A 26,236-nucleotide genomic window follows, 5' to 3' on the forward strand; every position below is an offset into this window, starting at 1 on the left:
TTGTTTCTGTGATGCTAGCCGCACCCTTTCGGCCACTATCGCCTGGATCACCTACCCTTCGGTAACCTCCACCCAATGAGCATTGCGAACGTCAGGACGGGCGCCGAGCGGAGGACGCCGCAGGCCCTGTTCCGGGTCAGCCCGGCCACCCGCGCAGACGAGGTGAACCGGATGACGATGGACCTGGGCGCGCCCGAGTCGCACGGCGGGACCGCGTCGCTGGGGGTGCTCCTCGACGACTGCCTCGGCTTCACCATGTACGAGCGGCGCGGCGATCGGGCGGGCCTGGTGAGCGCAGACCTGTCCGTCGACTTCGTCCGGCCGACCGGTTGGACCGGGGCGCACCTGACCGCCGAGGGCAGGCTCGAGACCCGCGGCGAGGACGGTGCGATGGCTTCGGTGCGGGTGTACGACTCCGCGGGCGAGCTGGTCGCCACCGGCACCGCGTGGGGCAATTTCATCGACGGCGTCCAGCAGTCCCGCGACGACCGCCCGCTCGTCCCCGCCGACGGGTCCGTACCGACATCGACGACGCCGCTGGAGGCGATCGGCGGCAGGCTCGAACGGACCGAGCGCGGCGCGCGGCTGACCGTGCCACCGAACCGGTCGCTCGCGAACGCTCTCGGCGTCATGCACGGCGGCGTGCAGGCCTGCGCCTACGATCTCGCGGGCAACGCGGCCGCGGCCGGGTCGGCGGGCGCCATGGACACCAGTTCCCTGCGGATCAACTTCTTCCGGACCGTGCCGCTCGACCGCCCGGCCGTCTTCGAGGCCGAGGTCCTGCGGGCCGGGCGCCGGGTGGTCGTCAGCCGGGTCACGTGCACGGATGCCGACGGCCGCGAATGCGGGGTCGCGACGGTCACCTGCCGCCGCGCCACGCCGGGAGACCGGGCACCGCGTGCCGCCGCGGGTACTCTTGGCGAACGTGACCAGGCACCTTCGTGATCCGAAGCTGATCGCGGGGCTGCTGGTCGCCGCCGCGCTGCTGGTCGCCGCGCTGATCGTCCCGCTTCCGTCCATCGACCAGGTTCGGGAGTGGTCGCGCTCCATCGGCCCCGCGTTCCCACTGGTGTTCTTCGCCGTGCACGCCCTCGTCACGGTCGCCCCGGTCCCGCGCACCGTCTTCACCCTCAGCGCCGGGGTGCTGTTCGGCGCCGCGACCGGGATCCTGATCGCCGTCGCCGCGACCACCGTCAGCGCCGTGCTGGCGCTGTTGCTCGTGCGCGCCGTCGGACGGGACGCGTTCGCGTCGCGGATGACCCACCCGGCGATCCAGGCGATCGACGATCGGCTCGCCCGGAGGGGCTGGCTGGCCGTGGGGTCGCTGCGGCTGATCGCCGCGGTTCCGTTCTCGGTGATCAACTACTGCAGCGGCGTGTCGTCGGTCCGGGTCCTGCCCTACATGCTCGCCACCCTGGCCGGGGTGCTGCCCGGCACCATCGGTGTCGTGGTGCTCGGCAACGCCCTCGGCGGCGACACCAACCCGGCGCTGCTCGCCTTCTCCGCGGTCTGCATCGCCATCGGCGTCCTCGGCCTGGTGCTGGACGCCCGAATGGGCGTGCCGACCCCGAGAGACATCACCGAGGTCAAGTCCGCACGCTAGACCACGGCAAGTCAAGTGAAGAACCTTGACTTCATAGGATCCAGTTCCTAGCCTTGACAGATGTTCGTCATGACGGTCGACCAGCGCGGCAGCCGCCGGGACGTCGACCGCGTCGATCCGATCCTGCACGAGTTCGCGGACGCACCGCTGCTGCGCCCCTTCGAGCGAACCGCGGGCGACGAGGTGCAGGCCGTTGCGGACCGCGCCGACCTGGTTGTCGACCTCGCGCTCGAACTGGCGGCACGCGGGTACTGGAGCGTGGGAATCGGCATCGGTCCGGTCGAGAGCCCCCTGCCCGCCAGCACCCGAGCCGGCCGCGGGCCGGCCTACGAGGCCGCGAGGGACGCGGTCGATCGGGCCAAGAACCTGCCCGGCTCGATCGCCGTCACCGGCCCCGACACCGCGTCCGCCACCGACGCGGAAACCGCGCTCATGCTGGTGTCGGCACTCATGTCGAGGCGGTCCGAGCCGGGTCGGGACGCGGTCGCCGCGATGCGGGAGGGACTCACCCAGGCCGAGGCCGCGGAGCGACTCGGCATCAGCAAGCAGGCCATCTCGCAGCGGTTGGCAGTGGCCGGATGGCAGGCGGAGTGCGCCGGACGCACCCTCGCCCGGCGACTACTCCAGGAGGCGGCCCGATGACCACGCTCGCCCTGGTGCTGCTCGGCCTCGCCGCGCTGTGCCCTGTGGTGCTCGCCGGCGGCCGGATCCGGCCCTGGATCAGCCCGACCCTCACGGCGCTCGCCCTCGGCGGCGCCGCACTCGCCGCAACGGCGACCCGGCCCGTCACCGGATTCGCGCTGGGTGCCACGCTGGTGCTGGCAGTGCTTGCGGCAGCCACCGGCGGAGCGCCGTTGGTACGCGCGGCATTTCGCATCGCCAAGCGCCAGGAGGACGCGGGACCGACGCCCGAGAAGGGTCCGTTGTATGGCGGCCGGATTATCGGTGTACTCGAGCGCAGCGCCGTCGCGGTGGCGATCCTGGCCGGCTGGCCCGAGGGCCTCGCGATCGTGCTCGCGGTCAAGGGCCTGGCGCGCTATCCCGAACTGCGCGAACCCCATGCGTCCGAACAGTTCATCATCGGCACCTTCACCAGCGTGCTGTGGTCGGTGGCGGTGTGCGGGGTCGCGAAGGGGCTCATCACTTAAACGCCTACGACTACGCGGGCGGCAGCTGCCCACCCGGATCCGCCGGGCCCGCCGGGAGCTCGCTCGCCTCGTGACGCTGCGGCTCGAGCTGGTGCTCGGGCACAAGCGAGGTGTCGACAGGTTGGCGCGCAACGGCTTCCGCCGCCGCGACCGCGCGCGCGACGGTCGGGTCCGACTTCGTCTCGAACCAGTCGGCGACCTCCGCCGAGTCGTCCTCCGGCTTCGGCAGGTCCTCCTGAGCCTGGCTGGGCTCGTACCGGAACACCCCGTCCTCCCCCGGCGCCCCGAGGGTCCGCGCGAAGCCCTTCAGCGCATCCCCGAAGTCGCTCGGCACCAGCCACACCTTGTTCGCATCACCCTGCGCCATCTGCGGCAGGGTCTGAAGGTACTGGTACGCAAGCAGTTCCGGCGTCGGCTTGCCCGCCTTGATGGCCGCGAAGACCTTCTCGATCGCCTTCGCCTGACCCTGTGCCTGCAGGTACTTCGCGGCCCGCTCGCCCTGCGCGCGCAGGATTCGGGACTGCCGCTCGCCCTCCGCGCTGAGGATCGACGCCTGCTTGGCACCCTCCGCCGCGAGGATCCGCGACTGCTTGTCGCCCTCCGCCGTCTTGATGGCGGATTCGCGGTGGCCCTCGGCCGTGAGGATCATCGCCCGCTTCTCGCGGTCCGCCTTCATCTGCTTCTCCATCGACTCCTGGATCGACGGCGGCGGATCGATGCTCTTGAGCTCGACGCGGGCCACGCGCAGGCCCCAGCGGCCGGTGGCCTCGTCCAGCACCCCTCGGAGCTGCCCGTTGATCGAATCGCGCGAGGTCAGCGTCTCCTCGAGGGTCATGCCGCCGACCACGTTGCGCAGCGTCGTGGTGGTCAGCTGCTCCACACCGACGATGTAGTTGTTGATCTCGTACACCGCGGCCTGCGGGTTGGTGACCTGGAAGTAGACGACGGTGTCGATGTTCAGTGTCAGGTTGTCCTGGGTGATCACCGGCTGCGGAGGGAAGGACACCACTCGCTCGCGCAGGTCGACCTTGGCCCGGATCCGGTCGACGAACGGAACAAGGAAGGTCAGCTGGCCGGACACCGTCCTCGCGTAGCGGCCGAGCCGCTCGATGACTGCCGCCTCCGCCTGCGGGACCAGGGCGACCGACTTCGCCACCACGATCACCACCAGCAGCACGATGACGGCAAGAACGATCAGTGCGGCCATTTACGGTCCCCTCCATACGACGGCGGTCGCGCCGTCAATCTCCATCACGGTCACGGTCGTCCCCGGCGGATACACCTCGGAGCTGTCGAGCGGGCGGGCCGTCCACACCTCGCCTGCGAGCTTGATCTGGCCCGCGTGCTCGGCAACCTCCTCGAGCACCAGCGCGTGCTTGCCCGTCAGCGCCTCGACGTTGGTCGGCAGCAGCGGCGGCTTCGCGAAGCGGCGCAGCAACGCTGGCCGCACCCCGACGACGAGCGCGAGCGACACCACGCCGAACACCACTGCGTCGATCCACACCGGCCAGTCGGTCACCGCGCTGACCCCGGCCGCGGCAAATGCGCCACCTGCCAACATCAGCAGGAAGAAATCCCCCGACAATGCCTCGGCGGCGGCCAGCAAAACCCCTGCTATCAGCCAGACAAGTGCTGCCACAACACCATCTAACCAGAGTTCCCCTCCAGTGCGGCCCGGGAAACGACGGCGGGATCAGTCCGCGGCTGTGACGAAGTCGACCAGCCGCTCGACCGCGCCGATCAGTGGCGACTCCAGGTCGCGGAAGCTGGACACGGCGCCGTAGACGCGGCGCCACCCGTCCTGCGGGGTCCCCCAGCCCAGCTCCCGGCAGATTCCCGTCTTCCAGTCCTGGCCGCGCGGGATCTTCGGCCACGCGGCGATGCCGACCGCCTTGGGCCGCACCGCCTCCCACACGTCGATGTACGGATGCCCGGTGACCAGCACGTGCGGTCCGACGTTCTGCGTCATCCTGGACTCCTTCGAGCCCTCCACCAGATGGTCGGCGAGCACGCCGACCTTGCGGCCCGGTCCCGGCCGGAACTCGGCCAGCCGGTCGGCGAGGTTGTCGAGTCCCTCCAGGTGCTCGACGACGACGCCCTCGACCCGCAGGTCATGGCCCCAGACCCGCTCGACGAGCGCGGCGTCGTGGATGCCCTCCACCCAGATCCGGCTGGGCAGCGCGGTGCGCGCCTTCAGCCCCTCCACCCGGGTCGAACCGGACGCGGACCTGGTGGCCGCGGCCGGCTTCTTCGCAGCGGTCGGCCGCACCAGGGTCACCGGCTTGCCGTCGATCAGGAAGGCCGCCTCACGCATCGCGAACAGTCGCGTCTGGCGTCGCGCGTCCTCGAGACGGACGTAATCGCCGTCGTACGTCTTCTCCATGCCGACCACGGCGCCGCAGTAGCCGGTCGCCGAGTCCTCGACCACGAGCCCCTTGTCCGCGGGGACCTTCGGGTACTCCGGTCGTCGACTACGGGTGTGGCCGGAGAAGATGTTTCCGCCGTACATATCGCGTGAACTCACGGTCGCCAACGCTAGGACACCGATTCGGTTGGTCGCCGCCCGCCACGCCGACCTATGCTGGAATACCGTGTCCTGTTCCAGCACCACCTTCACCGTGTGGGCCGCCGCCTGGCTCGCCGGCACCAGCTCCCCAGACGACGTCATCGACGCCGTCCAGTCCTGGGCGCCCATGCACCTGGTGGGGGCCGGCGATGCCGAGGTGGCTCTGCGCCTGGACCTGCCATGGCCGCAACTCCAGGACAACGGACCGATCGTGCTGATGCGGATCGCCCGCAGGCTCAGCACCGAGGATCCGGACACCCAGCTCACCCTCGTGTTGCCTGCACCCGGCGATGTCCGCGGACTGCCGACCGGCACCGACTTCGCCGCGGCAGCCATCCACGCCGAGGAAGGCATCCTGGTCGGCGCGCCCGGCAGGCAGGGTATCGGCATCGTGCCGACCGTGGAGGGGCCGGATGTGTTGCGCTGGACGGTGTTCCCGGTCCCGACCATCCCGCAGCCCGTCGAACAGATGGGGCTGGGTGAGGCCGAGTTCGAGATGCGCCGCGCCGTCCGCGATGCCGCCGACACGCTCGCGTCGATGCGCGGCGGTTTCGCGGCCGACGACCGCGACTCTCGCGCCCGCATCGCCGAGGCGATCGAGGAGTTCTCGCACCACAGCTACCCCGACTCCACTCCCGATCGCGCGCTGCGCATCTTCGACACCGCCGACCAGGTCGCCGCGATCCTCACCGTCGCGGGCGAGACCGGGGTCCGGGCGCAGACCGCCGCAGGCGTGGCGGCGCGCGAGGAGACCCTCCGACCGCTCTGGTCGACCATCAGGGCGGCCCGTCTCGGGGCGGTCGCCGCGACCGTCCGAGCGGCCCGGCCGCGGGTGTGACCCGTCGCTATTTCGTCGCCGTCAGGTACGCCGGTGTCTGCGCCAGTTCCACGAGGTCGTCCGGCAGATCCGGGACCTCCACACCGTAACCCGTGGTGAGTTCGACCGGACTGAACCGCTGCACGGTCCAGCCGTGCTCGGTCAACCACTGCGCCGGGTCGGCCCGTTCGTCGTCGTAGAACAACGCCTCGACGTCGATGTCTCCGAAGGACTTGCCCCCGAAGTACTTGTCCCGCAACGCAAGGAACCGTCTCACGTCCGTCGCGGATCCGAATCCGTCCAGCGCGATCCGGCTGCCGGGGGCCGAGAGACCGTCGATCCGCTCGAACAGCGCGTCGTGCGCCGCGCCTGGCAGGTATGGCAACAGACCCTCGGCCGACCAGGCGCACGGCCTGCCCGGGTCGAAGCCCGCCGCCTCCAGCGCGGCAGGCCAATCCTCGCGCAGGTCGACGGCGACGGGCAGGCGATCGACCTTCGGCCTGGCACCGTGCCCGTCGAGCACGCCGGATTTGAAGTCCAGCACCTTCGGCTGGTCGACCTCGAAGACCGTCACGTCCGGCGCCCAGTCCAGGCGGTACGCCCGCGCGTCCAGCCCGGCGGCCAGGATCACCGCCTGCCCCACCCCTTCGGCCGTGGCCGCGGTGAAGTACTCGTCGAAGAACCTGGTCCGCACGCCCATGAAACCAGGGAAGAAGAACGGCATCGCCTCGAGTGGGGACGGGTCGGCCAGCAGGCCGGTGAAGTGCTCGTCACCGGCCGCCTCGACGAACCATCGAGCGAACCCGTCCGTGATCAGCGGGTCGGGGCGCTCCGATTCCAGCGCCCGGAAGGTCGCCACCCCCAACGCGGTGCGGCCCACGCTGCTCACGATGTCCCAGGTGTCTCCGTCGGTACGCATCAGCACCATCGCCTCTCCAGGTTCCGACGGTCCGAACACTACGCCGGTGCGCGCCTGCCTGACACCGTCGTCATCGGAGGAGGAGGATCCTCGGTGACCGTTCCCGATGCACACACGCAGGAGAGGGCAGACAACCGTGGACCTGAGACTCCAGCTCGTACCGCTTCCCGTCGCCGACGTCGAGCGTGCGAAGTCCTTCTACGTCGACAAGGCGGGCTTCACGCTCGACCACGACCACAGCGCGGGTGATCAGTTCCGCGTCGTGCAGCTGACCCCGCCCGGGTCAGCCTGCTCCATCTGTTTCGGCATCGGCATCGTCGACACCACTCCTGGTTCGGTGAAGGGCCTGCACCTGGTCGTCGACGACATCCACGGTGCACGTGCCGAACTCGCGGGCCGCGGCGTGGAGATGGGTGAGGTCGAAAAGATGGGCGCCCCTGGCAAGCCGACCGTCTCCTACGCAGCCTTCACCGACCCGGACGGGAACAGCTGGACCCTGCAACAGATCTCCGGCTGAGACGGGCGGTCAGCGTCCCGGCCTGCGCGGCGGCTCACAGCACGCCACCGCGCACAGGGCGCCGTTCGTGCCCGCCCCGTACAGCGGCTCCGAGCCGAGCCGCTGCGGGTTGCCGCCCTCCGACATCTCCCGCACCAGCGCCGAAACCAGCTGCGCGAAACGGGGATCGGTGCCAGGCGTGCCGACCCGGACGTAGCCCAACCCGAGCTCGGCGGCCCTGTCCCTTGCCTCGGTGTCGAGGTCCCAGATCACCTCGAGGTGGTCGGAGACGAAGCCAACCGGGCACACGATGACGGCCTCGGAGCCAGCCGCGGCGAGCGCGTCCAGGTGATCGCAGATGTCCGGCTCGAGCCACGGGATCTGCGGCGGGCCCGACCGCGACTGCCAGACCAGGTCGTATTCGTCGACGCCGACCGAGCCGGCACACAGCCGCGCCGCCTCTGCGACCTGACGGCTGTAGAGCCGGCCACCGTCGGCAGGCGGGCCTGCGGAGGCATCCGCGGAGACCGGAATGGAGTGCGCGGTGAACACGAGCCTGGCCCCCGCACGCTGGTGGGCGGGGAGCTGCTCACGGGCCGCGCCGATGGCCCCGGCGAACGCGGCGATGAGCAGTGGGTGGTCGTAGTACTGACGCAGCTTCACCAGCGCGGGAGCACCGTCTCCGACCGCGTTCCTCGCCCGCTCGATGTCCTCGTGGTACTGCCTGCAACCCGAATAGCCGCCCCACGCCGAGGTGGGGAACACCAGCGCCGAGCGGACACCGTCGTCGCGCATGCGAGCGACGGTGTCCTCGACCATCGGATGCCAGTTTCGGTTGCCGAAGTAGATCGGCAACTCGATTCCCGCATCGGCGAACTCGGCCTCGACCGTGGCGATGATGTCGCGGTTGAGCCGATTGATCGGCGACACCCCGCCGAAGTGCAGGTAGTGCTCGACCACCTCGTCGAGGCGCTCGGGCGGCACTCCCCTGCCCCTGGTCACGTTCTCCAGGAACGGGCGGACGTCGTCGGGCTTCTCGGGTCCGCCGAAGGAGAGCAACAGCAGGGCGTCGTACTCGGTCATCGGCGTGTCAGCCCGCGAAACCCTCCGGGAACCACATGTTGTGGCTGGCCCCGCCGTCGACGTAGATGATCGAGCCGGTCGTCGCAGGCAGCCAGTCCGAGAGCACCGCGCAGATCGACTTCGCGACCGCGGTCGGATCCCCGACGTCCCAGCCGATCGGCGACGCGCCGTCCCAGTAGGACTGGAGCTGGTTCAGCTGCTTCGCGTCGTCGGTCGCGGTGCCCGCGATCGCCTTCGCCGCGAGGGTCTTGATCGGACCGGCCGCGACCAGGTTCGAGCGGATCTTCTTCGCCTCGCCGACCTCCCGCGCCACGTACCGGTTGACCGACTCGAGCGCGGCCTTCGCGACGCCCATCCAGTTGTAGTACGGCATCGCCGTGCGCGGGTCGAAGTCCATGCCGACGATCGAGCCACCCTCGTTCATGACGGGAAGCACGGCACGGGCGAGGGCCGCGTAGCTCCACGCCGAGATCTCGAACGACTTGGCCGCGTCGGGTCCCGGGCCGTCGAGGAACGGCTTGGCGTCGGGCCCCATCAGCGTCCGGGGCGCGAAGGCGATCGAGTGCAGGACACCGTCGACACCCTCCGGCGCCACCTCGCGGACCCGGTCGGCGAGCGCGCTCAGGTGCTCCTCGTTGGTGGCGTCCAGTTCGATCGCGGGCGGCACCGGCTGCGGCAGGCGCTGCGCGATGCGGTCGATCAGCCGGAGCCGGTCGAAGCCGGTGATGATGACCTTCGCGCCCTGCTCCTGCGCCACCTTCGCGGCGTGGAACGCGATCGACGAATCGGTGATGATGCCGGTGACGAGAATCGTCTTGCCTTCGAGCAATCCGCCCATGCTTGTACTCCTGTAGGTGAAAGTCTGTGTGTTGGTTGCGCTTCGAGCGGAACTAGTGGCCCATGCCCATGCCGCCGTCGACCGGGATGACCGCGCCGGAGACGTACGCGGAGTCCTCCGAGGCGAGGAAGCTGACCACGGCGGCGACGTCCTCGGCCTTGCCGACTCGCTGCAGCGGGATGAACTTCTTCGCCATCTCCTTCATGTCCTCCGGCAGGTCGGCGGTCATGTCGGTCTCGATGAAGCCGGGTGCGACGACGTTCGCGGTGATCGACCGCGAACCCAGCTCGCGGGTCACCGAGCGCGCCAGACCGATGACCCCGGCCTTGGAGGCGGCGTAGTTGATCTGCCCGGCCTGACCGGCCATGCCCACCACCGAACCGAGGAAGATCATCCGGCCCCAGCGCCCCCGCAGCATGCCTCGGTTGGCCCGCTTGGCGCAGCGGAAGGCACCGGTGAGGTTGGCGTCGATGACGTTCGTGAACTGCTCCTCGGTCATCCGCATGAGCAGCGTGTCGTCGGTGATGCCCGCGTTGGCGACCAGCACCTCGACCGGACCCTGGTGCTCCTCGACCTCGGTGAACGCCCGGTCGACCGACTCCGCGTCGGTGACGTCGCACTTCACACCGAACAGGCCCTCGGGAACCCCGGAACCACGGTGCGTGACCGCCACCTTGTGGCCGTCCGCCGCGAGACGCTGGGCCACCGCGAGGCCGATGCCGCGGTTGCCTCCGGTCACGAGCACGGAACGGGACGGAGAGGGGGTGTTCGACATGCGATCAACCTATCTGTTCGGGTACGCCGCGTTGGCGTCGGTCGGTGAAATTGTGACGGGTCATCGCCCCGTCAGGGCAGGCGTTGGCGCAGAACCAATGCCAGGGCGAGCCCCGCCGCGGTGCACAGCACCCCGAGCACTAGCCACGGCCTGCTGGCGTCGCCCCTGGTCGTCTCGAACCCGATCTGTTCCTCGAGGGTGTCGTAGACCTTGCGCAGTTCCTCGAGGCTGGACGCCGTGAAGAAGCTACCGCCGGAGAGGTTCGCGATCTCCCGGAGCGACGGGTCGTCGACCGGGACCGGGATCCGCTCGTCCTCGATATCGACGGTGCCGTAGGTGGTGCCGAACGAGATCGTCGAGATCGGCACGCCCTTCTCCTTCGCCTCCCTTGCCGCGGTGTAGCCGCCGCGCTGGGCGTCGGGATCGTCGGGGACGGTCTGCTTCCCGTCGGAGAGGAGCACGATCCGCGCGGGCGGCGCCTGATCCCCGCCTCCGAGGACCGCGCCGAGCGTCTCGATCGACTGCAGCGAGGTGAAGATGGCCTCGCCGGTCGCCGTTCGTTCGCTCAGCTTGAGGTGATCGATCGCGGTCTTGGTCTCCTCGCGATTGATGGTCGGCGAGACCAGGACCGAGGCGGTACCCGCGAACGCGACAAGCCCGAGGTTGATCCCGGGTGTCAGCCCGTCCGCGAAGTCCTTCGCGGCGGCCTTGGCGGCGTCGAACCGGGTCGGCTCCACGTCGGTGGCCTTCATCGACAGGGATACGTCGATCACCATGATCACGGTGGCCCGGTTCCTCGGCACCCGCTTCTCCGACGTCGGGCCCGCGAGCGCCACCGTGAGCAGCAACAGTCCGCACAGCACCAGCGCGGTCGGCACGTGCCGATAGCGCCCCGGCCGCGACGGGGCGACCTTTTCGAGGAGCTCGAGGTTGGAGAACCGGAGCAGGTGCTTGTGCCTGCTCCGCTGGACCAGGACGTAGGCGACGGCGAGGGCCGCCACCACCACGAGGAACGCCAACCACATGGGGGACGCGAAATCAGCGAAGCTCACTGGCGCGGCACCCGATTCACCCGAGCACCATAACTGTGCCGGCGCGACGCCACGAAGCGAACGACATCAGCGATCCAGTCCCGGTCGGTGCGCAGCGCCAGGACGGGCGCCCCGCACCCGCGCAGCGTGTGCTCGACCGCGCGACGGTGCGCCTGCGCGGCCGCGGCGAAGTCCGCGCGCAGTCCCGGGGTGGTGTGGAACTCCCGGGTCCGGCCCGTCTCCGGATCGTGCAGCACGACGTCGCCAACGTCCGGCAGCTCCAGGTCGCGGGGATCGAGCACCTCGATGCCGAGCAGGTCGTGCCGGCCGGACACCGCACGCATCGACCGCTCCCAGTCGATCGGACCGAGGAAGTCACTGATCACCACGGCGAGACCGCGCCTGCGCTGGGGCCTGCGCAGCGACTCGATCGCGCCGCGCAGGTCTCCGCGCACCCCGTCCGGGGCGTGTGGGGTGGTCGCGATCTTACGGAGCATCGCCTGCGCGTGCAGCCGGCCGCCGCGCGCGGGGATGCGCACGGTCCGCTCGCCGGTCGCCACGATGGCGCCGATCCGGTTGCCGCCCCCGCTGGTGAGGTGGGTGACGGCGGCCGCGGCGGCCACCGCCAGGTCGCGCTTCTCGGCCCCGGTCGTCCCGAAGTCCAGGCTCGCGGACAGGTCGACGACCAGCCACGTCTCGAGCTCGCGGTCGGCGACGGACTCCCGCACGTGCGGATGGGTCGTCCTCGCGGTCACCGACCAGTCCATCTGCCGGACGTCGTCGCCTGGCTGGTACTCGCGGGCGTCGCCCGATTCGGTGCCCGGCCCCGGGATCAGCCCGAGGTGCTCGCCGTGCAGGACGCCGTCGAGCCGCCTGCGAACCGTCAGTTCGAGGGTGCGCAGTGCCGCGGACAGCTCCGGGTTGCGCAGTTCGCCCGAACGGAACGAGGGCAACGCGCCGCCGTCACGATGAGCCGGAGCGCTCACCGCTGCTGGCCACCGACCGACGCGGTCGGGTCGGCGACAGCCTGTTGCTGCGGCGTGCCGTTCGACTGCGGGGCCACCTGCGGGGCGACCGCTCCGTTCTGGGCCTGCACGGGCGGGGCGACCGGCTGGGCCGCGACCTGCGGGAGACCGACGCTCTGCAAGACCCTTGTGATGACGTCGTCGGGCGAGACATCGTCCGCGAGGGCGTCGTAGGAGAGCACCAGGCGATGGCGGAGCACGTCCGGGATCACCTCGAGCACGTCCTGCGGCACCACGTAGTCGCGTCCGCGCATCAGCGCGAGCGCACGCGAGGCGGCGATGATCCCGAGCGTCGCGCGCGGCGAGGCACCGTAGGCGATCCACCCGGCCACATCGGTCATGCCCAGGTCGGCAGGGGTGCGGGTGGCGGCGATGACGCGAACCACGTAGTCCACGAGGGCGTGGTGCACGAAAACGGCGCTTGCTGCCTTCTGCAGGCGGATCAGCTCGGCCGGATCCAGGATCGGCTTCGGCTCGGGAGCCGCGACACCCATCCGGTAGACGATCTCGCGCTCCTCCTCGACGGATGGGTAGTCCACGAGGATCTTGAACAGGAAGCGGTCGCGCTGCGCCTCGGGCAGCTGGTAGACGCCCTCGCTCTCGATCGGGTTCTGGGTCGCCATGACCAGGAACGGCTCGGGCATGGGGACCGTCTTGCCGCCGATGGTGACGTGCCGCTCGGCCATCACCTCGAGCAGGGCCGACTGGACCTTCGCGGGCGCCCGGTTGATCTCGTCGGCGAGCACGAAGTTCGCGACAACGGGACCGAGCTCGGTGTCGAACTCCTCCCGGCCCTGCCGATAGATCCGGGTACCGACCAGGTCGGTCGGCACCAGGTCCGGGGTGAACTGCACCCGGGAGAACGAACCGCCGACGACAGTGGCGAAGGTCTCCACCGCCAGCGTCTTGGCGACACCCGGCACGCCCTCGAGCAGCACGTGCCCCTTCGCGAGGAGCCCGACCAGAATGCGCTCGACCAGCCGGTCCTGCCCGACAATGACCCGCTTGACCTCGTAGATCACCTTCTCGAGGATCTGCACGTCCGTACTGCCGGTCGCCCCGTCAGCTGAGGTCACCAAGAATCCACCGCTTTCACATCGATCGCCTCGATCCGCCTCCGTGTCCCGGAAGGCGGTCAGGTCGCTACACCATTCGGACCACGTACGGGGTCATGCCGTCCCAGCGCACCGGCGACACCTTGACGATGGAACCGGACTGCGGCGCCTCCAGCATCTCCCCATTGCCAAGGTACAGCGCAACGTGCTGGCTGGCGTTCGGTCCATAGAAGATCATGTCGCCGCGTCGCATCTCCGAGGACGGCACCTGCTCACCGGCGGTGTACTGGTAGCCGGTGTAGTGCGGCAGCGAGACGCCGATGCCTGCGAACGCGTAGATCATCAGGCCCGAGCAGTCGAAACCGACCTTGTTGAAGTCGCCGTAGCTGTCTGCCACGCCACCGTCGCGGATACCGAGGGTCGGCCCGTTCTCGTCCCCGCCACCCCACGCGTAGGTGATACCGAGCTGAGACATGCCGCGGTCGATCACGGTCTCGACGGCTGCGCTGCCGGTGACGGCCGGTTTGGGCTTGCTCGGCTTCGGCTTCGGCTTGACCGGCTTGGTGGTGACCGGCGGCGATTCTTCGGACGCCTCCGACTCCTCGGCCTCCGACTCCTCGGTGCCCGATTCGACCGCGCCCGACTCCTCGGTTCCGTAGTCGGTCGCCGCGTCGTCCTCGATCTGTGTGTGCGGGCGCTGTCCCGTTGCGAGCTCGCGGGCCCGGTCCTTCGCCGCCTGGTTCGCGGCGACACGCGCCGCGGCCGCGGCGGCGACCTCCCGTGCAGCGGCAGCGGCGGCGGCGATCGCGGCCTGCTCGGCGGCGCGCTGGGTGTCCCAGTTGACGAACGCCTGCCGCTGGCTCTGCAGCCCGGAGACGTTCTCCCTTGCCGCCGCGAGCGCGGACTCCGCCGACGACCTCTGCGCCTCGATCGCGGCCTTCTTGCCGGACTGTTCCGCCAATGCGGACCTCGCGACCGAGATGGCGTTCTCCGCGTCCGACTTCCGGGACTCGGCCGCGCTGGCCGCGGCGTCCGCCTGCTGCTTCGCCTCGCGGGTCGACGAATCCTTGTTCGCCTGTTCGGTTCTCACGCGTTGCAGCGCGTCCATCACCGAATTCTTGTTGGTGGCGAGGATCTTCATCACCTGGGCGCGGTCGAGCACGTCGCCGGGTCCCTGCGATCCAAGGAACGACGCGAACGACGCGATTCCGGTGCCCTGCTTGTATGTTCTGGCCGCGAACTCGTCGAACCTGGTCTGCGCCAACTCGATCTGGGCGCCTGCATCCCGCAGTGCCTGCTGGCTGATTCCGACCGCACCAGCGGCCGCGGCGGCCGCATCACGGGACATCTGCAGGTCGACCAGCGCCTTGTTCACCTGCTCACGCTTGATCGCGACCTCGTCGTCGAGCGCGCGCAGTTGCTGGTCGGCCGCGGCCACCTCGTTGATGAGGGCGCTGACCTGACCGACACGTTCCTCGACACCCTGGCCGGCCTGTTGCAGCTCGGATTCGCTCGGATTCGGCGGCGGTGGCGGCACCGCGGCGGCCAGCCCGGGGGTTCCCGTGACCAACGAGGCCACGATCGCCATTCCGATCAGCAGCTGTCCACTACGAGTCCTCGTGCGCGGTGCCCTTCGCCTCACAGGTCTCTCCCTCGGTTCTCCACCGAGCCAGACGGATCAGCGCTCAGCTCGGTCGTACCCGCACAGGGAAGACGCGCAAGCTTGGCAGCACTCGACGATCAGCAGAAATCGCCGAACTCACACCACTTCCGTGGCCATGCTGCTCAAAGCGACACTTCTTCCCCATAAGTGCCAAAAGTATCGTACGACACAATGCCCACTAGTGGAACTCTAGTCACAAGAAAAACACTGGTTTGCTCGCCCGCGAGACGCCGTGAGCTGCGGGTTTGCCGAATCGGTTGCGAAAGATATTCGCGGAGTTGGGATTTCTCTCCAATGGACGGATTGATCCCGCGGTGGCGCGTCGGGCCACCCGAATGAGCCGCCCTATCGAGCGTCGATCTTGCCGTCGACGGGGGCCGCGGAACGTCGCGAGCGCACCCAAAAGCCCACCGCGGCAACGCCGCCGACCAGCACCACCAGAGCCGCCGTGATGAGCCCGTACGGCGGGTCCGGTTGCGTGATCGCACCGAGGAAGTTGTCGGCGGAGGCCACCGCGTTCCCGGTGTACGCCTTGTCCTGTGCGTCCTCGACGGTGACCCGACTGAGGGTGTCGCTGTAGGTGCCGACCCAGCTCGGGCTCAACACCAGGACGGTGCCGCCCTCCTGGTGACCCACCTCGGTCGCGATGTCGCGCAGCTGGGAATCCCGCGCCGGGTTCTCCGCGAGCGCCACGACGCTCAACTCGATCCCGTCGCGCTCGGCCCGGTCCACCACGCTCCTGAGCCCGTCCACATCGCTCGCGGGTGCCGACACCCCGTCGTCCCTGACGTCGACCAGGATCGCGTCGATGCCGATATCGGGGGGAACGTCAGCCAGGACCGGACGAAACGCAGAGGTGAGAGCAGCAGGCATCTTTCATCCGGATCGGGTCGAGGGGAATGCAGCGCTTACGGAAACGACAGTATCGAGACCATCGCTGCTGACCCGATGCACATTACGTGACGCAGGTCGCGGCGCGGCGAAACCCGCGATTGCCGCGTTGCGGACGCCGGTGCCGTCGACAAGAATCGACAGGTGTCGGATCGGGCGCGGCGCGCCCTCCACACCTGCCCGAAATTCTCACAGGACAAGCGTACTGTTAGACTTGCCGCGATGCGCCCGGCGTGACCGTTTGGTCCGCCGCGATGCGCTTCGCTTCAGCCGTCGGCACAGCCCCGTCGACGGCGAACCTCAATGACGAGTGGAGCTGACGTGAGCACCAGTATTGATTCGTTCGGCGCCAAGGGAACCCTCGAGGTCGGAGAGAACTCGTACGAGATCTTCCGCCTCAACGCCGTTCCCGGCACCGAGAAGCTGCCCTACGCGCTGAAGGTTCTCGCCGAGAACCTGCTGCGCACCGAGGACGGCGCCAACATCACCGCCGACCACATCCGTGCCATCGCGAACTGGGATCCGTCGGCCGAGCCGAACGTCGAGATCCAGTTCACCCCCGCCCGCGTGATCATGCAGGACTTCACCGGCGTGCCCTGTGTCGTCGACCTCGCGACCATGCGTGAGGCCGTCGCCACCCTCGGCGGCGACCCGAACAAGGTCAACCCGCTCTCCCCCGCCGACATGGTCATCGACCACTCGGTCATCCTCGACGTCTTCGGCCGGGCCGACGCCCTCGAGCGCAACGTCGACCTCGAGTACCAGCGCAACGGCGAGCGTTACCAGTTCCTGCGCTGGGGCCAGGGCGCGTTCGACGACTTCAAGGTCGTCCCCCCGGGAATGGGCATCGTCCACCAGGTCAACATCGAGTACCTGGCACCCACCGTCATGACCCGCAACGGCCAGGCGTACCCCGACACCTGTGTCGGCACCGACTCGCACACCACGATGGTCAACGGCCTCGGTGTGCTGGGCTGGGGCGTCGGCGGCATCGAGGCCGAGGCCGCGATGCTCGGCCAGCCGGTCTCCATGCTGATCCCGCGCGTCGTCGGCTTCAAGCTGACCGGTGAGATCAAGCCGGGCGTTACCGCGACCGACGTCGTCCTCACGGTCACCGACATGCTGCGCAAGCACGGCGTCGTCGGCAAGTTCGTCGAGTTCTACGGCAAGGGCGTCGCCGAGGTGCCGCTGGCCAACCGCGCCACCCTCGGCAACATGAGCCCCGAGTTCGGCTCCACCGCCGCGATCTTCCCGATCGACGAGGAGACCGTCAACTACCTGCGCCTGACCGGCCGCAGCGAGGAGCAGCTCGCGCTCGTCGAGGCGTACGCCAAGGAGCAGGGCATGTGGCACGACGCGGACGTCGAGCCCAACTACTCCGAGTACCTCGAGCTGGACCTCGGCTCCGTGGTGCCGTCCATCGCGGGCCCGAAGCGCCCGCAGGACCGCATCCTGCTGTCGGACTCGAAGAACGCGTTCCGCCGGGACATCCACACCTACGTGGAGGATCACGCCGCGGCCGACCACAGCAAGCTGGACGAGGCCGTCGAGGAGTCCTTCCCCGCGTCCGATCCCGCCGCGCTCTCCTTCGCCGATGACGCCGCGGGCGCCGTGGCGTCGGCCGCGAACGGCGCGGAGGGCCGCCCCTCCAAGCCGGTGCGCGTCACCACCGATGAGCAGGGCGAGTTCGTGCTCGACCACGGCGCCGTCGTGGTCGCGGGCATCACCTCCTGCACCAACACCTCGAACCCGTCGGTGATGCTGGGCGCCGCCCTGCTGGCCCGCAACGCGGTCGAGAAGGGCCTGTCCACCAAGCCGTGGGTCAAGACCAACATGGCGCCGGGCTCGCAGGTCGTCAACGACTACTACGAGAAGGCCGGCCTCTGGCCCTACCTGGAGAAGCTCGGCTACTACCTGGGTGGCTACGGCTGCACCACCTGCATCGGCAACACCGGTCCGCTGCCGGAGAACATCTCCAAGGCGATCAACGACAACGACCTGTCGGTCACCGCGGTGCTGTCCGGTAACCGCAACTTCGAGGGACGCATCTCCCCCGACGTGAAGATGAACTACCTGGCCTCCCCGCCGCTGGTCATCGCCTACGGCCTCGCGGGCACCATGGACTTCGACTTCGAGACCGACGCCCTCGGACAGGACACGGACGGCAACGACGTGTTCCTGAAGGACATCTGGCCCTCGACGAAGGAGATCGAGGAGACCATCGCCTCCTCGATCGACCAGGACATGTTCGTCAACTCCTACGCCAACGTCTTCAAGGGCGACGAGCGCTGGCAGAACCTGGAGACCCCGGAGGGCGACACCTTCGCGTGGGACGAGAAGTCGACCTACGTCCGCAAGGCGCCGTACTTCGACGGCATGCCGAAGGACCCGACGCCGGTCACCGACATCACCGGCGCCCGCGTGCTCGCGCTGCTCGGCGACTCGGTCACCACCGACCACATCAGCCCGGCGGGCCCGATCAAGCCCGGCACGCCTGCCGCGCAGTACCTGGACGCCAACGGTGTCGAGCGCAAGGACTACAACTCCCTCGGCTCGCGTCGCGGCAACCACGAGGTGATGATCCGCGGCACGTTCGCGAACATCCGTCTGCGCAACCAGCTCCTCGACGACGTCTCGGGCGGCTACACCCGTGACTTCACCCTCGAGGGCGGCCCGCAGTCGTTCATCTACGACGCCTCGCAGAACTACCAGGCCGCCGGCATCCCGCTGGTCGTCCTCGGCGGCAAGGAGTACGGCTCCGGCTCCTCGCGTGACTGGGCAGCCAAGGGCACCAGCCTGCTCGGCGTCAAGGCCGTCATCACCGAGTCGTTCGAGCGCATCCACCGCTCCAACCTCATCGGCATGGGCGTTGTCCCGCTGCAGTTCCCGGCGGGCGAGTCCGCCGCGTCGCTCGGCCTGGACGGCACCGAGACCTTCGACATCGTTGGCATCACCAAGCTCAACGAGGGCGTCACCCCGAAGACCATGAAGGTCACGGCCACCAAGACGGACGGCGCCAAGGTGGAGTTCGACGCGGTCGTCCGCATCGACACCCCCGGTGAGGCGGACTACTACCGCAACGGCGGCATCCTGCAGTACGTCCTGCGCAACATGATCAAGGGCTAGGCGCAACGCGGCTGCGTGAGCCTTCGGCCACGCAGCCGCCTCGCGCGTGTGCGCGTTTTCGGCCTTTCGCGAGATGGGTCACCAAATGCACAAAGCGCGCACGACCACTGTCGAACGGACATTGCGGACCGGGAACTGTGGTCGTGCGCGCTTTGTGCCCATCTGGGCCGAAAACGCGCACACGCAACCGACGAAGGAGGTTTGCCTGTGCCTAAGGTCAGTGAAGACCACCTCGCGGCGCGGCGGAGCGAGATCCTCGACGGCGCTCGCCGGTGCTTCGCGGAGTACGGCTACGACGGTGCCACCGTGCGCCGCCTCGAGGAGACCACCGGTCTCTCACGGGGAGCGATTTTCCACCACTTCAAGGACAAGGACGGCCTGTTCCTCGCGCTCGCGCACGAGGACGCCATGCGGATGGCCGACGTCGCCGCGAACCAGGGCCTGGTCCAGGTCATGCGGGACATGCTGGCACAGCCCGACCAGTTCAACTGGCTCGGCACCCGGCTCGAGATCGCACGCAGGCTCCGAACCGACCCCGAGTTCGCCCGGGCCTGGTCGCAGCGCAGTGCGGAACTGACCGAGGCGACGATCAACCGGCTCGAACGACAGAAGTCCGCGGGCCGGCTGCGCGACGACCTCCCGACCGAGGTGCTGGTCGGCTATCTGGATCTGGTCCTCGACGGGCTCATCGCCCGGATCGCGTCTGGCCACGCGGGCGAGAACCTGTCCGCCGTGCTCGACCTGGTCGAGGAATCGGTCCGCCGCAGAGACTGAGGCGACCGACGTCCGCGGTGACTAGTGCGAGAGGCGGCCGCGGCGGTTCGCGCCGCCGCGGCCCCGCAGCGTCACCCCGGCCTCGGTGAGCAGAGCCCGGATGAATCCGTACGAGCGACCGGTGGCGTCCGCGAGAGTTCGGATGCTGGTGCCCGACTGATAGCGCTCGCGCAGCTCGGTCTGCAGGGCCTCCCGCGCACCCCCAGACACCCGGGCGCCCTTGGGTAGTCGCGTGAGCTCGGCCATGGCTGACCTCCGTACAGGAGTGCGCACGAATCCCTCGCGCGCGGCGCGTGCCGTCATTCGGCGGATTTGAGCGAACACTCTCAGGCTAGCCACCCGCGCCGCGCCGCGGCAACGATCAGGCCAGCTGGATCAGTTCCAGGTACTCCTGCGACCAGTGGTCCTCCTGGCCGTCGGGCAGCAGGATGACCCGCTCCGGGTTCAGCGCCTCCGCGGCACCGGGGTCGTGGGTGACCAGCACGACCGCACCCTTGTAGCTGCGCAGCGCGTCGAGGACCTGCTCACGCGAGATCGGGTCCAGGTTGTTGGTCGGCTCGTCGAGCAGCAGCACGTTGGCCGCCGAGGACACCAGCCCGGCCAGCGCCAGACGCGTCTTCTCACCACCGGAGAGGGTGCCCGCCGGCTGCTCGAGCTGCGGGCCGGTGAACATGAACGCGCCCAGCAGCGACCGCAGCTCCTGCTCGCCGGTGTCCGGTGCGGCGTGCCGGATGTTCTCCCACACGGTCGCCTCGTCGTCGAGGGTGTCGTGCTCCTGCGCGAAGTAGCCCACCTTCATCCCGTGGCCGGGCACCAGCTCGCCCGCGTTGGCCTGCTCGGTGCCGGCCAGGATGCGCAGCAGCGTGGTCTTGCCCGCGCCGTTGAGGCCGAGCACGACGACGCGGCTGCCGCGGTCGATCGCCAGGTCGACGCCGGCGAAGATCTCCAGCGAGCCGTACATCTTGGTCAGGTTCTTCGCCATCAGCGGGGTCTTGCCGCACGCCGCGGGCTCGGGGAACCGGATGTGCGCGACCTTGTCCGAGACCCGGACCTCGTCGAGGGCGGCCATCAGCTTGTCGGCCCGCTTGGCCATGTTCTGCGCCGCGGTCGCCTTCGTCGCCTTGGCGCCGAGCTTGGCGGCCTGCACCCGCAGCGCGCCTGCCTTCTTCTCCGCGTTGGCGCGCTCACGGCGGCGGCGCTGCTCGTCGGTGGCGCGGGCGTCGAGGTACTTCTTCCAGTTCATGTTGTAGATGTCGGCCTCGCCGCGGACCGCGTCGAGGAACCAGACCCGGTTCACGACGTCGCCGAGGAGCTCGACGTCGTGGCTGATCACGATCAGCCCGCCGTCGTGGTTCTGCAGGAACCCGCGCAGCCAGGTGATGGAGTCGGCGTCGAGGTGGTTGGTCGGCTCGTCGAGCAGCAGGATGGTGTCCGAGCGGCCACCGCTGCCGTCGGAGGCGGCGAACAGGATGCGGGCCAGCTCGACGCGGCGGCGCTGACCACCGGAGAGGGTGCGCAGCGGCTGGGCGAGGATCCGATCCGCCAACCCGAGGCTGTTGCAGATCCGGGCCGCCTCGCTCTCGGCGACGTAGCCGCCGAGAGAGGAGAACCGGTCCTCGAGCGCGCCGTACTTGCGCACGGCCTTGTCCAGCTCGGCGCCGTCGACCAGCTCGGCCATCAGCGTCTGCATCTTCTCCATGTCCCGCAGGATGGTGTCGAGGCCGCGGGCGGAGAGCACCCGATCCTTGGCGAGCACGCTGAGGTCGCCCTCCTTCGGGTCCTGCGGGAGGTAACCGAGGTCGCCGGTGCGGATCACCGACCCGGCGTAGGGCTCACCCTCCCCCGCGAGGATGCGCAGCGTGGTGGTCTTGCCCGCACCGTTGCGGCCGACCAGACCGATCCGGTCGCCCGCCTGGACCCGCAGGGCCGGGCCCGGCGCGGAGAGCAGGGTCCGCACACCGGCACGAACTTCGAGGTCGGTGGCGGTAATCAACAAGAACTCCTCAACGGAAACGGAAACTTTGCGTGGCCGGGCAAACGCCGACGGCACACGAGACACAAGAACGATCCACTTTACCGTGACATTCCCGGCGGGAGTTGCACGGCGTTGTGATTCGGCTAACGTTCCGCAGATGACTCTCACGAGGGATCTGCAGGGAAAAACGGCGCTGGTCACGGGCGCGAGCCGCGGCATCGGCCGGGCCATCGCGGCCGAGTTCCTCGCGCGCGGCGCCGCGGTCGCCATCACCGCCCGCAAGCCGGAACCGCTTGAGACTGCCGCGCAGGAGCTGCGGGCGGCCGTCGCGGGCGGCGTGGTGCTGCCCATCGCGGGCAATGCGGGCGACGCCGATGCGCGCGCGGAGGCGGTCACGCGGACCGTGGCCGAGCTCGGGTCGCTCGACATCCTGGTCAACAACACCGGCATCAACCCGGTCTTCGGGTCGCTGATGGACGCCGATCTGAACGCGGTGAAGAAGATCTTCGACGTGAACGTGGTCGCCGCGCTCGGCTACATCCAGCAGGCGTACCACGCCTGGATGGGCGAACACGGCGGCGCCGTCGTCAACCTCGCGAGCGTCGGCGGACTCCGGTCGACGGGGGTGATCGCCGCGTACGGCGCCTCGAAGGCGGCGCTGATCCGCCTGACCGAGGAACTGGCCTGGCAGCTCGGGCCGAAGATCCGGGTCAACGCTGTCGCCCCCGGCATCGTGAAGACCCAGTTCGCGGCCGCCCTCGTCGCGGCGGGCGAGGATCAGGCCGCGGCCGGCTACCCGATGAAGCGACTCGGGTCGCCCGAGGACGTCGCGAGCCTGGTCGGGTTCCTGGTCTCGGACGCCGCCTCGTGGATCACCGGCGAGACGGTCCGGGTGGACGGCGGACTGCTCTCGACGGGTTCGATGTAGCCATGAAGGAGGCGCTGTGACCATTCGCCGTGTCGTGCCGGACATCCGGTGCGACGATCTGGACGGGAGCCGCCGGTTCTACGGCCTCCTCGGTTTCGTGGAGGTCATGAACCTGGGCTGGGTGACCACGCTGGCGTCGCCGTCGAACCCGACGGCCCAGCTGACGCTGATGGGCGAGGACGCCACCGCGGCCGTCCATCCCGACATGAGCATCGAGGTGGACGACGTGGACGCGGTGTACGCGACCGTCGTCGCGGCGGGCGCGGAGATCGTGCATCCGCTGCAGGACGAGGAGTGGGGCGTGCGCCGGTTCTTCGTCCGCGACCCCAACGGCCAGGTCGTCAACGTCGTTGGTCACCTGTGATCCGATGACCTCCCGCGAACCGGTGGCCGATCTCGCGGTGGTCGGGCTGGGGCCCGCCGGGCGGGCGCTGGCCCATCGGGCCGCCGCCGCCGGGCTCGACGTGGTTGCGGTCGATCCGCACCCCGACCGCCGCTGGACGCCGACCTATGCGGCCTGGTGCGACGAGCTGCCGGGCTGGCTCGACGGGCCCGCGGTGGTCGCGGCTCGGGTCGAGCGCCCCCGGGTGTGGACGACCCGCGAGCAGGTGCTGCCCCGGCCGTACTGCGTGCTCGACAACGACGCCTTGCTGGCCGCCCTCGACCTCGGCTCCGCCCGGGTGCTCGCCGGTTCCGCCGCCGAGGTCGAACCGGGCCGGGTGATCCTCCGGGACGGCAACCGGCTGTGCGCCCGACAGGTGATCGACGCGCGCGGCGCCAAGCCCGCACCGGTGCTGGCCGAACAGACCGCCTACGGCGTCGTCGTGTCAGGGGAAGCCGCGAGCCCGGTCCTCGGGGACGGCGAGGCGTGGTTCATGGACTGGCGCGCGGACAACGGCGCACCGCCGGACGAGACCCCGTCGTTCCTCTACGCGGTCCCCCTCGGCCGCGACCGGGTCCTGCTGGAGGAGACCTGCCTGGTGGGCAGGCCGGGGCTGTCTCAGGAGGTCTTGCGCACGCGACTGGAGGCCAGGCTGCGCTCACGGGGTGTGCCGGTGGCCGCCCATGCGGAACGCGAAAGGGTGCGGTTCCCGGTGCAGGTTCCGCGCGCGGCGGCCGCGACGGCCACCTTCGGCGCGCGCGCCGGGATCATGCACCCCGGCACCGGATACAGCGTCGCCGCCTCGCTGTCCGCCGTCGACGGTGTGGTCGGTGCGATCGTCGCAGGCAACGACCCGCGGGCCGCGCTGTGGCCCAGGGCCGCCCTGGCGGTCCGCGCTCTACGGGAGGTCGGGTTGCGCGCGCTGCTCCGGCTGCCGCCCCAGCTCACCGCGGAGTTCTTCGAGGCGTTCTTCGACCTGCCCACCGTCCGCCAACGGGCCTATCTCTCGGAGCGCGCCGACCCGGCGGCGGTGAGCCTGGCGATGGCCGCGGTGTTCCGACGTGCCCCGAACCCGGTCCGGCGCACGCTGGCGAGAGCGGTCCTGCCGACCGTCAGCCCCACGCACGGATCTCTGCCACGACCTCGGTGACAGCGCCTGGGACACCGTCGATCGCCCAGATCGCCAGCCCCACCGCGACGAGGGTCAGCAACGGACCGAGCACCACCCGTTCGACCGTGCCGCCTGCCCGGATCGAGAGCATCGACGGCAGGCGCAGTTCCCACCATCGCCTGCGCCCCCACGGCAGTAGCGGCGCCAGGAACGGGACGCCCTCCTTGGTGATCGCATCGCCGAGACAGTGCACCGCACATCCGAGCCCCACCGCGACACCGAGCGCCCTGGAACCCACCTCGTCCGGGTACCAGGTCCACGTGAATGCCGAGAGGGCCGCGGCGACGACGGTGACCGCGATCCAGCCGTTGCGCGCGGCCCAGCTCCCGGCCAGGCCACGCAGCGCCAGGCCGAGCGTGACGAACAGGGTGCCGATGATCGCCGGGCGCCCGAACTCGATCACGAGCGCCGAGATCCCCGCGCTCAACGCGATCGCGAACAACGCTGTGTGCGTGAGTGTCCGGTGCCCGCCGCGGCGCTTGGGGTCCCGCCGTCCGCGGGTGAGCCGGTAGTACCACAGCGAGACCTCGTCCACGCCGCGGGCGACCAGCTGACTGACCGGCCCGAAGGACCTCGCGACCGTGGACTGCGCCGTGTCGAGGTCGGGCAGGAGTGCCGCCCCCGCGCACACCCCGGCAAAGGTGAACACCTCGGCCGTCGAGGTCGGACCGCCCCATTCGGGTGGAAGAACCTGCGCGGCAAGAAGACCCGCGACCGCGCCGGAAACAGCATGGGTAGCACCCATCACCATGTGAGAGAAAGCCTTTCGGAGGAACCGTCGAGCAGTGCCCGATCGGAGCCGCCCACACAAAACTAGCAAGCCACTCCGACACGCCACCCGGACAGCCGTCCGCGCACACCGACCCCGAGGGCGGGATCGGTGTGCGGCAGTGACCGTTACGAGCCGGTCGGGACCCAACTCGGCAGGGCCGCGCCGGTCGACCCTCCCGCGACCGGCGGCGGCACCGGCGCGTCCTTCGCCAACGCGGTGCCGTCCAGGTTCGCCGGCCTCGGCACGCCCAGAATCTCGAGCACGGTCGGCGCGATGTCGGCCATCGTGTAGCCGTTGTCGATGCCACCGGCCCGGTATCCCCCGCCGCGCACGATCACGAAGGTCGAGGCCTCCGCAGGGGTCTGACCGCCGTGCCCGCCGAGCGGCCGGTGACCGTGGTCGGCGGTGACCAGCACGGTCCACCGCTCACCGGTGTTTCGCTGACGCTCGTCCACCGCCGCGACGATCCTGCCCACCTCGAGATCGACGGCTTCGATCGCCAGGTTGTACGCCGGACCGAGGGTGCCGGTCGCGTGTCCGGCCCCGTCCACCTGGTCCAACTGGGTGAAGACGAAATCGGGCCCGTTTCCGGCGATCTCGTTCGCCACCGCCGTCGCTGTCGCGGTATCGGTCGCGCCTTCGCTGCCCGCATCCGGGGTGGTGGTCACGACATCGGCCGTCGGTGAGCCGCTGCCTGCGATGGTGGCGATCCCACCCCAGGTCGAGATGGCCTCGGTGCGCAGAGCCGGGTCGGCCCGCTCGATCTGGGTGAACGCCGTGGGGTACTGGTCGAATCGGGCACCGTTGAAGGAGTTGTCCTGGACGCCGTGCTTGGTGTTCCAGACGCCGGTCAGCATCGTGGACCAGGACGGCCCGGAGATGGTGGGGTGACCCAGGATCGAGGAGGACCCGGTGGTGCCCTCCGCCATCAGCCGGTGCAGATTCGGGGTGTTCGCCGTCTTGATGTGGTCGAGCATCGTTCCGTCGAGTCCGATGACGACGACCTTCGCGGGATCGTTCGACTCCGGGGTGGTCGGAGACGCTGCGGCGGTTGCCGTTCCGGCGGAGACGGCGCCGGCAATCGCGATGGACAGTGCGGTCAGGGTGCGGGTGCGCTTCGTGGTCACGCCCACGAGCCTGCAATAGGACTAGACCAATCGCGCGCCGAGGCGACAGGGGCTCCCCACTGTTCACCACA

General features: G+C 69.6%; 27 protein-coding genes. 11 read left to right on the forward strand and 16 right to left on the reverse strand.

Going from position 1 to position 26,236, the window contains the following annotated elements; all coding sequences use genetic code 11:
• Positions 1-75 precede the first annotated feature (75 nt).
• From RM1_RS13735 to RM1_RS13750, 4 genes are read left to right on the forward strand one after another with little or no spacing between them, the layout of a single operon-like run.
• Positions 76-945 carry a PaaI family thioesterase gene (locus RM1_RS13735; RefSeq protein ID WP_072751955.1) on the forward strand — a complete coding sequence of 290 codons (870 nt, stop codon included), beginning with the start codon at positions 76-78 and terminating at the stop codon, positions 943-945.
• A complete protein-coding gene (locus RM1_RS13740) occupies positions 926-1,603 on the forward strand; it encodes a TVP38/TMEM64 family protein (RefSeq protein WP_245816318.1) in 678 nt (225 codons plus the stop codon). Before RM1_RS13735 ends, RM1_RS13740 begins: the two co-directional genes overlap by 20 nt.
• 60 nt (positions 1,604-1,663) lie before the next feature.
• Positions 1,664-2,245: a helix-turn-helix domain-containing protein gene (locus RM1_RS13745; protein WP_072751957.1), complete on the forward strand. Its 582-nt coding sequence runs from the start codon at positions 1,664-1,666 to the stop codon at positions 2,243-2,245.
• Positions 2,242-2,751, forward strand: a complete 510-nt coding sequence (locus tag RM1_RS13750) for a hypothetical protein (RefSeq protein ID WP_072751959.1) — start codon at positions 2,242-2,244, stop codon at positions 2,749-2,751. Before RM1_RS13745 ends, RM1_RS13750 begins: the two co-directional genes overlap by 4 nt.
• 10 nt (positions 2,752-2,761) lie before the next feature.
• Here RM1_RS13750 and RM1_RS13755 read toward each other — a convergent pair whose 3' ends face one another.
• The 3 genes from RM1_RS13755 to RM1_RS13765 are packed head-to-tail and all read right to left on the reverse strand — an operon-like array spanning position 2,762 to position 5,260.
• Positions 2,762-3,958: an SPFH domain-containing protein gene (locus tag RM1_RS13755; RefSeq protein ID WP_072751960.1), complete on the reverse strand. Its 1,197-nt coding sequence runs from the start codon at positions 3,956-3,958 to the stop codon at positions 2,762-2,764.
• The gene (locus RM1_RS13760; protein WP_072751961.1) at positions 3,959-4,390 is read right to left on the reverse strand and encodes an NfeD family protein; all 432 of its coding nucleotides are present in this window, start codon (positions 4,388-4,390) and stop codon (positions 3,959-3,961) included. It abuts the gene before it with no gap.
• Between the two features lie 54 nt (positions 4,391-4,444).
• Positions 4,445-5,260: a DUF3097 domain-containing protein gene (locus RM1_RS13765; protein ID WP_072751963.1), complete on the reverse strand. Its 816-nt coding sequence runs from the start codon at positions 5,258-5,260 to the stop codon at positions 4,445-4,447.
• Between the two features lie 82 nt (positions 5,261-5,342).
• Between RM1_RS13765 and RM1_RS13770 the strand changes: the two genes are divergently transcribed.
• Positions 5,343-6,155, forward strand: coding sequence for an Rv1486c family protein (locus tag RM1_RS13770; RefSeq protein ID WP_072751965.1), 813 nt, complete (start codon positions 5,343-5,345; stop codon positions 6,153-6,155).
• Positions 6,156-6,162: 7 nt separating this feature from the next.
• Here RM1_RS13770 and RM1_RS13775 read toward each other — a convergent pair whose 3' ends face one another.
• Positions 6,163-7,053, reverse strand: a complete 891-nt coding sequence (locus RM1_RS13775) for a class I SAM-dependent methyltransferase (RefSeq protein WP_072752101.1) — start codon at positions 7,051-7,053, stop codon at positions 6,163-6,165.
• Positions 7,054-7,189: 136 nt separating this feature from the next.
• On the opposite strand from RM1_RS13775, the gene RM1_RS13780 reads away from it, so the two are divergent.
• Positions 7,190-7,570, forward strand: a complete 381-nt coding sequence (locus tag RM1_RS13780) for a glyoxalase superfamily protein (RefSeq protein ID WP_072751967.1) — start codon at positions 7,190-7,192, stop codon at positions 7,568-7,570.
• Between the two features lie 9 nt (positions 7,571-7,579).
• On the opposite strand, the gene RM1_RS13785 is transcribed toward RM1_RS13780, so the two are convergent.
• From RM1_RS13785 to RM1_RS13820, 8 genes are all read right to left on the reverse strand, one after another.
• Entirely contained in the window at positions 7,580-8,632 is a 1,053-nt protein-coding gene (locus tag RM1_RS13785) for a ferrochelatase (protein ID WP_072751969.1), read from the reverse strand.
• A gap of 7 nt (positions 8,633-8,639) precedes the next feature.
• Positions 8,640-9,470 (reverse strand): NADH-dependent enoyl-ACP reductase InhA, encoded by an 831-nt coding sequence (inhA, locus tag RM1_RS13790; protein WP_072751971.1) that lies wholly within the window; start codon positions 9,468-9,470, stop codon positions 8,640-8,642.
• 52 nt (positions 9,471-9,522) lie between these two features.
• Positions 9,523-10,245 (reverse strand): 3-oxoacyl-ACP reductase FabG1, encoded by a 723-nt coding sequence (fabG1, locus tag RM1_RS13795; RefSeq protein ID WP_027501904.1) that lies wholly within the window; start codon positions 10,243-10,245, stop codon positions 9,523-9,525.
• Positions 10,246-10,316: 71 nt separating this feature from the next.
• Positions 10,317-11,297, reverse strand: coding sequence for a VWA domain-containing protein (locus tag RM1_RS13800; RefSeq protein WP_072751973.1), 981 nt, complete (start codon positions 11,295-11,297; stop codon positions 10,317-10,319).
• Positions 11,294-12,262: a DUF58 domain-containing protein gene (locus RM1_RS13805; RefSeq protein ID WP_072751975.1), complete on the reverse strand. Its 969-nt coding sequence runs from the start codon at positions 12,260-12,262 to the stop codon at positions 11,294-11,296. Before RM1_RS13805 ends, RM1_RS13800 begins: the two co-directional genes overlap by 4 nt.
• Complete coding sequence (locus RM1_RS13810) at positions 12,259-13,380, reverse strand: chaperone MoxR1 (RefSeq protein ID WP_072751977.1); 1,122 nt, start codon at positions 13,378-13,380, stop codon at positions 12,259-12,261. Before RM1_RS13810 ends, RM1_RS13805 begins: the two co-directional genes overlap by 4 nt.
• Positions 13,381-13,444: 64 nt before the next feature.
• On the reverse strand, positions 13,445-14,944 hold the full coding sequence (locus RM1_RS13815) for an NlpC/P60 family protein (RefSeq protein WP_083576719.1): 1,500 nt from the start codon (positions 14,942-14,944) through the stop codon (positions 13,445-13,447).
• 420 nt (positions 14,945-15,364) lie between these two features.
• Positions 15,365-15,892 (reverse strand): Rv1476 family membrane protein, encoded by a 528-nt coding sequence (locus tag RM1_RS13820; RefSeq protein ID WP_072751981.1) that lies wholly within the window; start codon positions 15,890-15,892, stop codon positions 15,365-15,367.
• 321 nt (positions 15,893-16,213) lie between these two features.
• Here RM1_RS13820 and acnA point away from each other — a divergent pair, with 321 nt between their 5' ends.
• On the forward strand, positions 16,214-19,036 hold the full coding sequence (gene acnA / locus RM1_RS13825) for an aconitate hydratase AcnA (RefSeq protein ID WP_174562953.1): 2,823 nt from the start codon (positions 16,214-16,216) through the stop codon (positions 19,034-19,036).
• Positions 19,037-19,243: 207 nt separating this feature from the next.
• Positions 19,244-19,810: a TetR/AcrR family transcriptional regulator gene (locus RM1_RS13830; protein ID WP_027501910.1), complete on the forward strand. Its 567-nt coding sequence runs from the start codon at positions 19,244-19,246 to the stop codon at positions 19,808-19,810.
• A gap of 21 nt (positions 19,811-19,831) precedes the next feature.
• Here RM1_RS13830 and RM1_RS13835 read toward each other — a convergent pair whose 3' ends face one another.
• Positions 19,832-20,056 carry a helix-turn-helix domain-containing protein gene (locus RM1_RS13835; protein WP_072751985.1) on the reverse strand — a complete coding sequence of 75 codons (225 nt, stop codon included), beginning with the start codon at positions 20,054-20,056 and terminating at the stop codon, positions 19,832-19,834.
• A gap of 115 nt (positions 20,057-20,171) precedes the next feature.
• Positions 20,172-21,803: an ABC-F family ATP-binding cassette domain-containing protein gene (locus tag RM1_RS13840; RefSeq protein WP_072751986.1), complete on the reverse strand. Its 1,632-nt coding sequence runs from the start codon at positions 21,801-21,803 to the stop codon at positions 20,172-20,174.
• 139 nt (positions 21,804-21,942) lie between these two features.
• Here RM1_RS13840 and RM1_RS13845 point away from each other — a divergent pair, with 139 nt between their 5' ends.
• Genes RM1_RS13845 through RM1_RS13855 form a run of 3 tightly spaced genes read left to right on the forward strand, consistent with a single transcriptional unit; the run spans position 21,943 to position 24,245 of the window.
• Positions 21,943-22,713, forward strand: a complete 771-nt coding sequence (locus RM1_RS13845; RefSeq protein WP_072751988.1) for an SDR family oxidoreductase — start codon at positions 21,943-21,945, stop codon at positions 22,711-22,713.
• A gap of 16 nt (positions 22,714-22,729) precedes the next feature.
• On the forward strand, positions 22,730-23,077 hold the full coding sequence (locus tag RM1_RS13850) for a VOC family protein (protein ID WP_072751990.1): 348 nt from the start codon (positions 22,730-22,732) through the stop codon (positions 23,075-23,077).
• 4 nt (positions 23,078-23,081) lie between these two features.
• The gene (locus RM1_RS13855) at positions 23,082-24,245 is read left to right on the forward strand and encodes a lycopene cyclase family protein (protein ID WP_072751993.1); all 1,164 of its coding nucleotides are present in this window, start codon (positions 23,082-23,084) and stop codon (positions 24,243-24,245) included.
• Here RM1_RS13855 and RM1_RS13860 read toward each other — a convergent pair.
• The gene (locus RM1_RS13860; protein WP_072751995.1) at positions 24,208-25,017 is read right to left on the reverse strand and encodes a metal-dependent hydrolase; all 810 of its coding nucleotides are present in this window, start codon (positions 25,015-25,017) and stop codon (positions 24,208-24,210) included. The two genes, RM1_RS13855 and RM1_RS13860, sit on opposite strands and share 38 nt — an antisense overlap.
• A gap of 146 nt (positions 25,018-25,163) precedes the next feature.
• A complete protein-coding gene (locus tag RM1_RS13865) occupies positions 25,164-26,165 on the reverse strand; it encodes an alkaline phosphatase family protein (RefSeq protein ID WP_083576722.1) in 1,002 nt (333 codons plus the stop codon).
• Positions 26,166-26,236: the final 71 nt, after the last annotated feature.

The organism is Rhodococcus maanshanensis NBRC 100610 (genome assembly GCF_001894865.1).
Lineage (GTDB): Bacteria > Actinomycetota > Actinomycetes > Mycobacteriales > Mycobacteriaceae > Rhodococcus_G > Rhodococcus_G maanshanensis.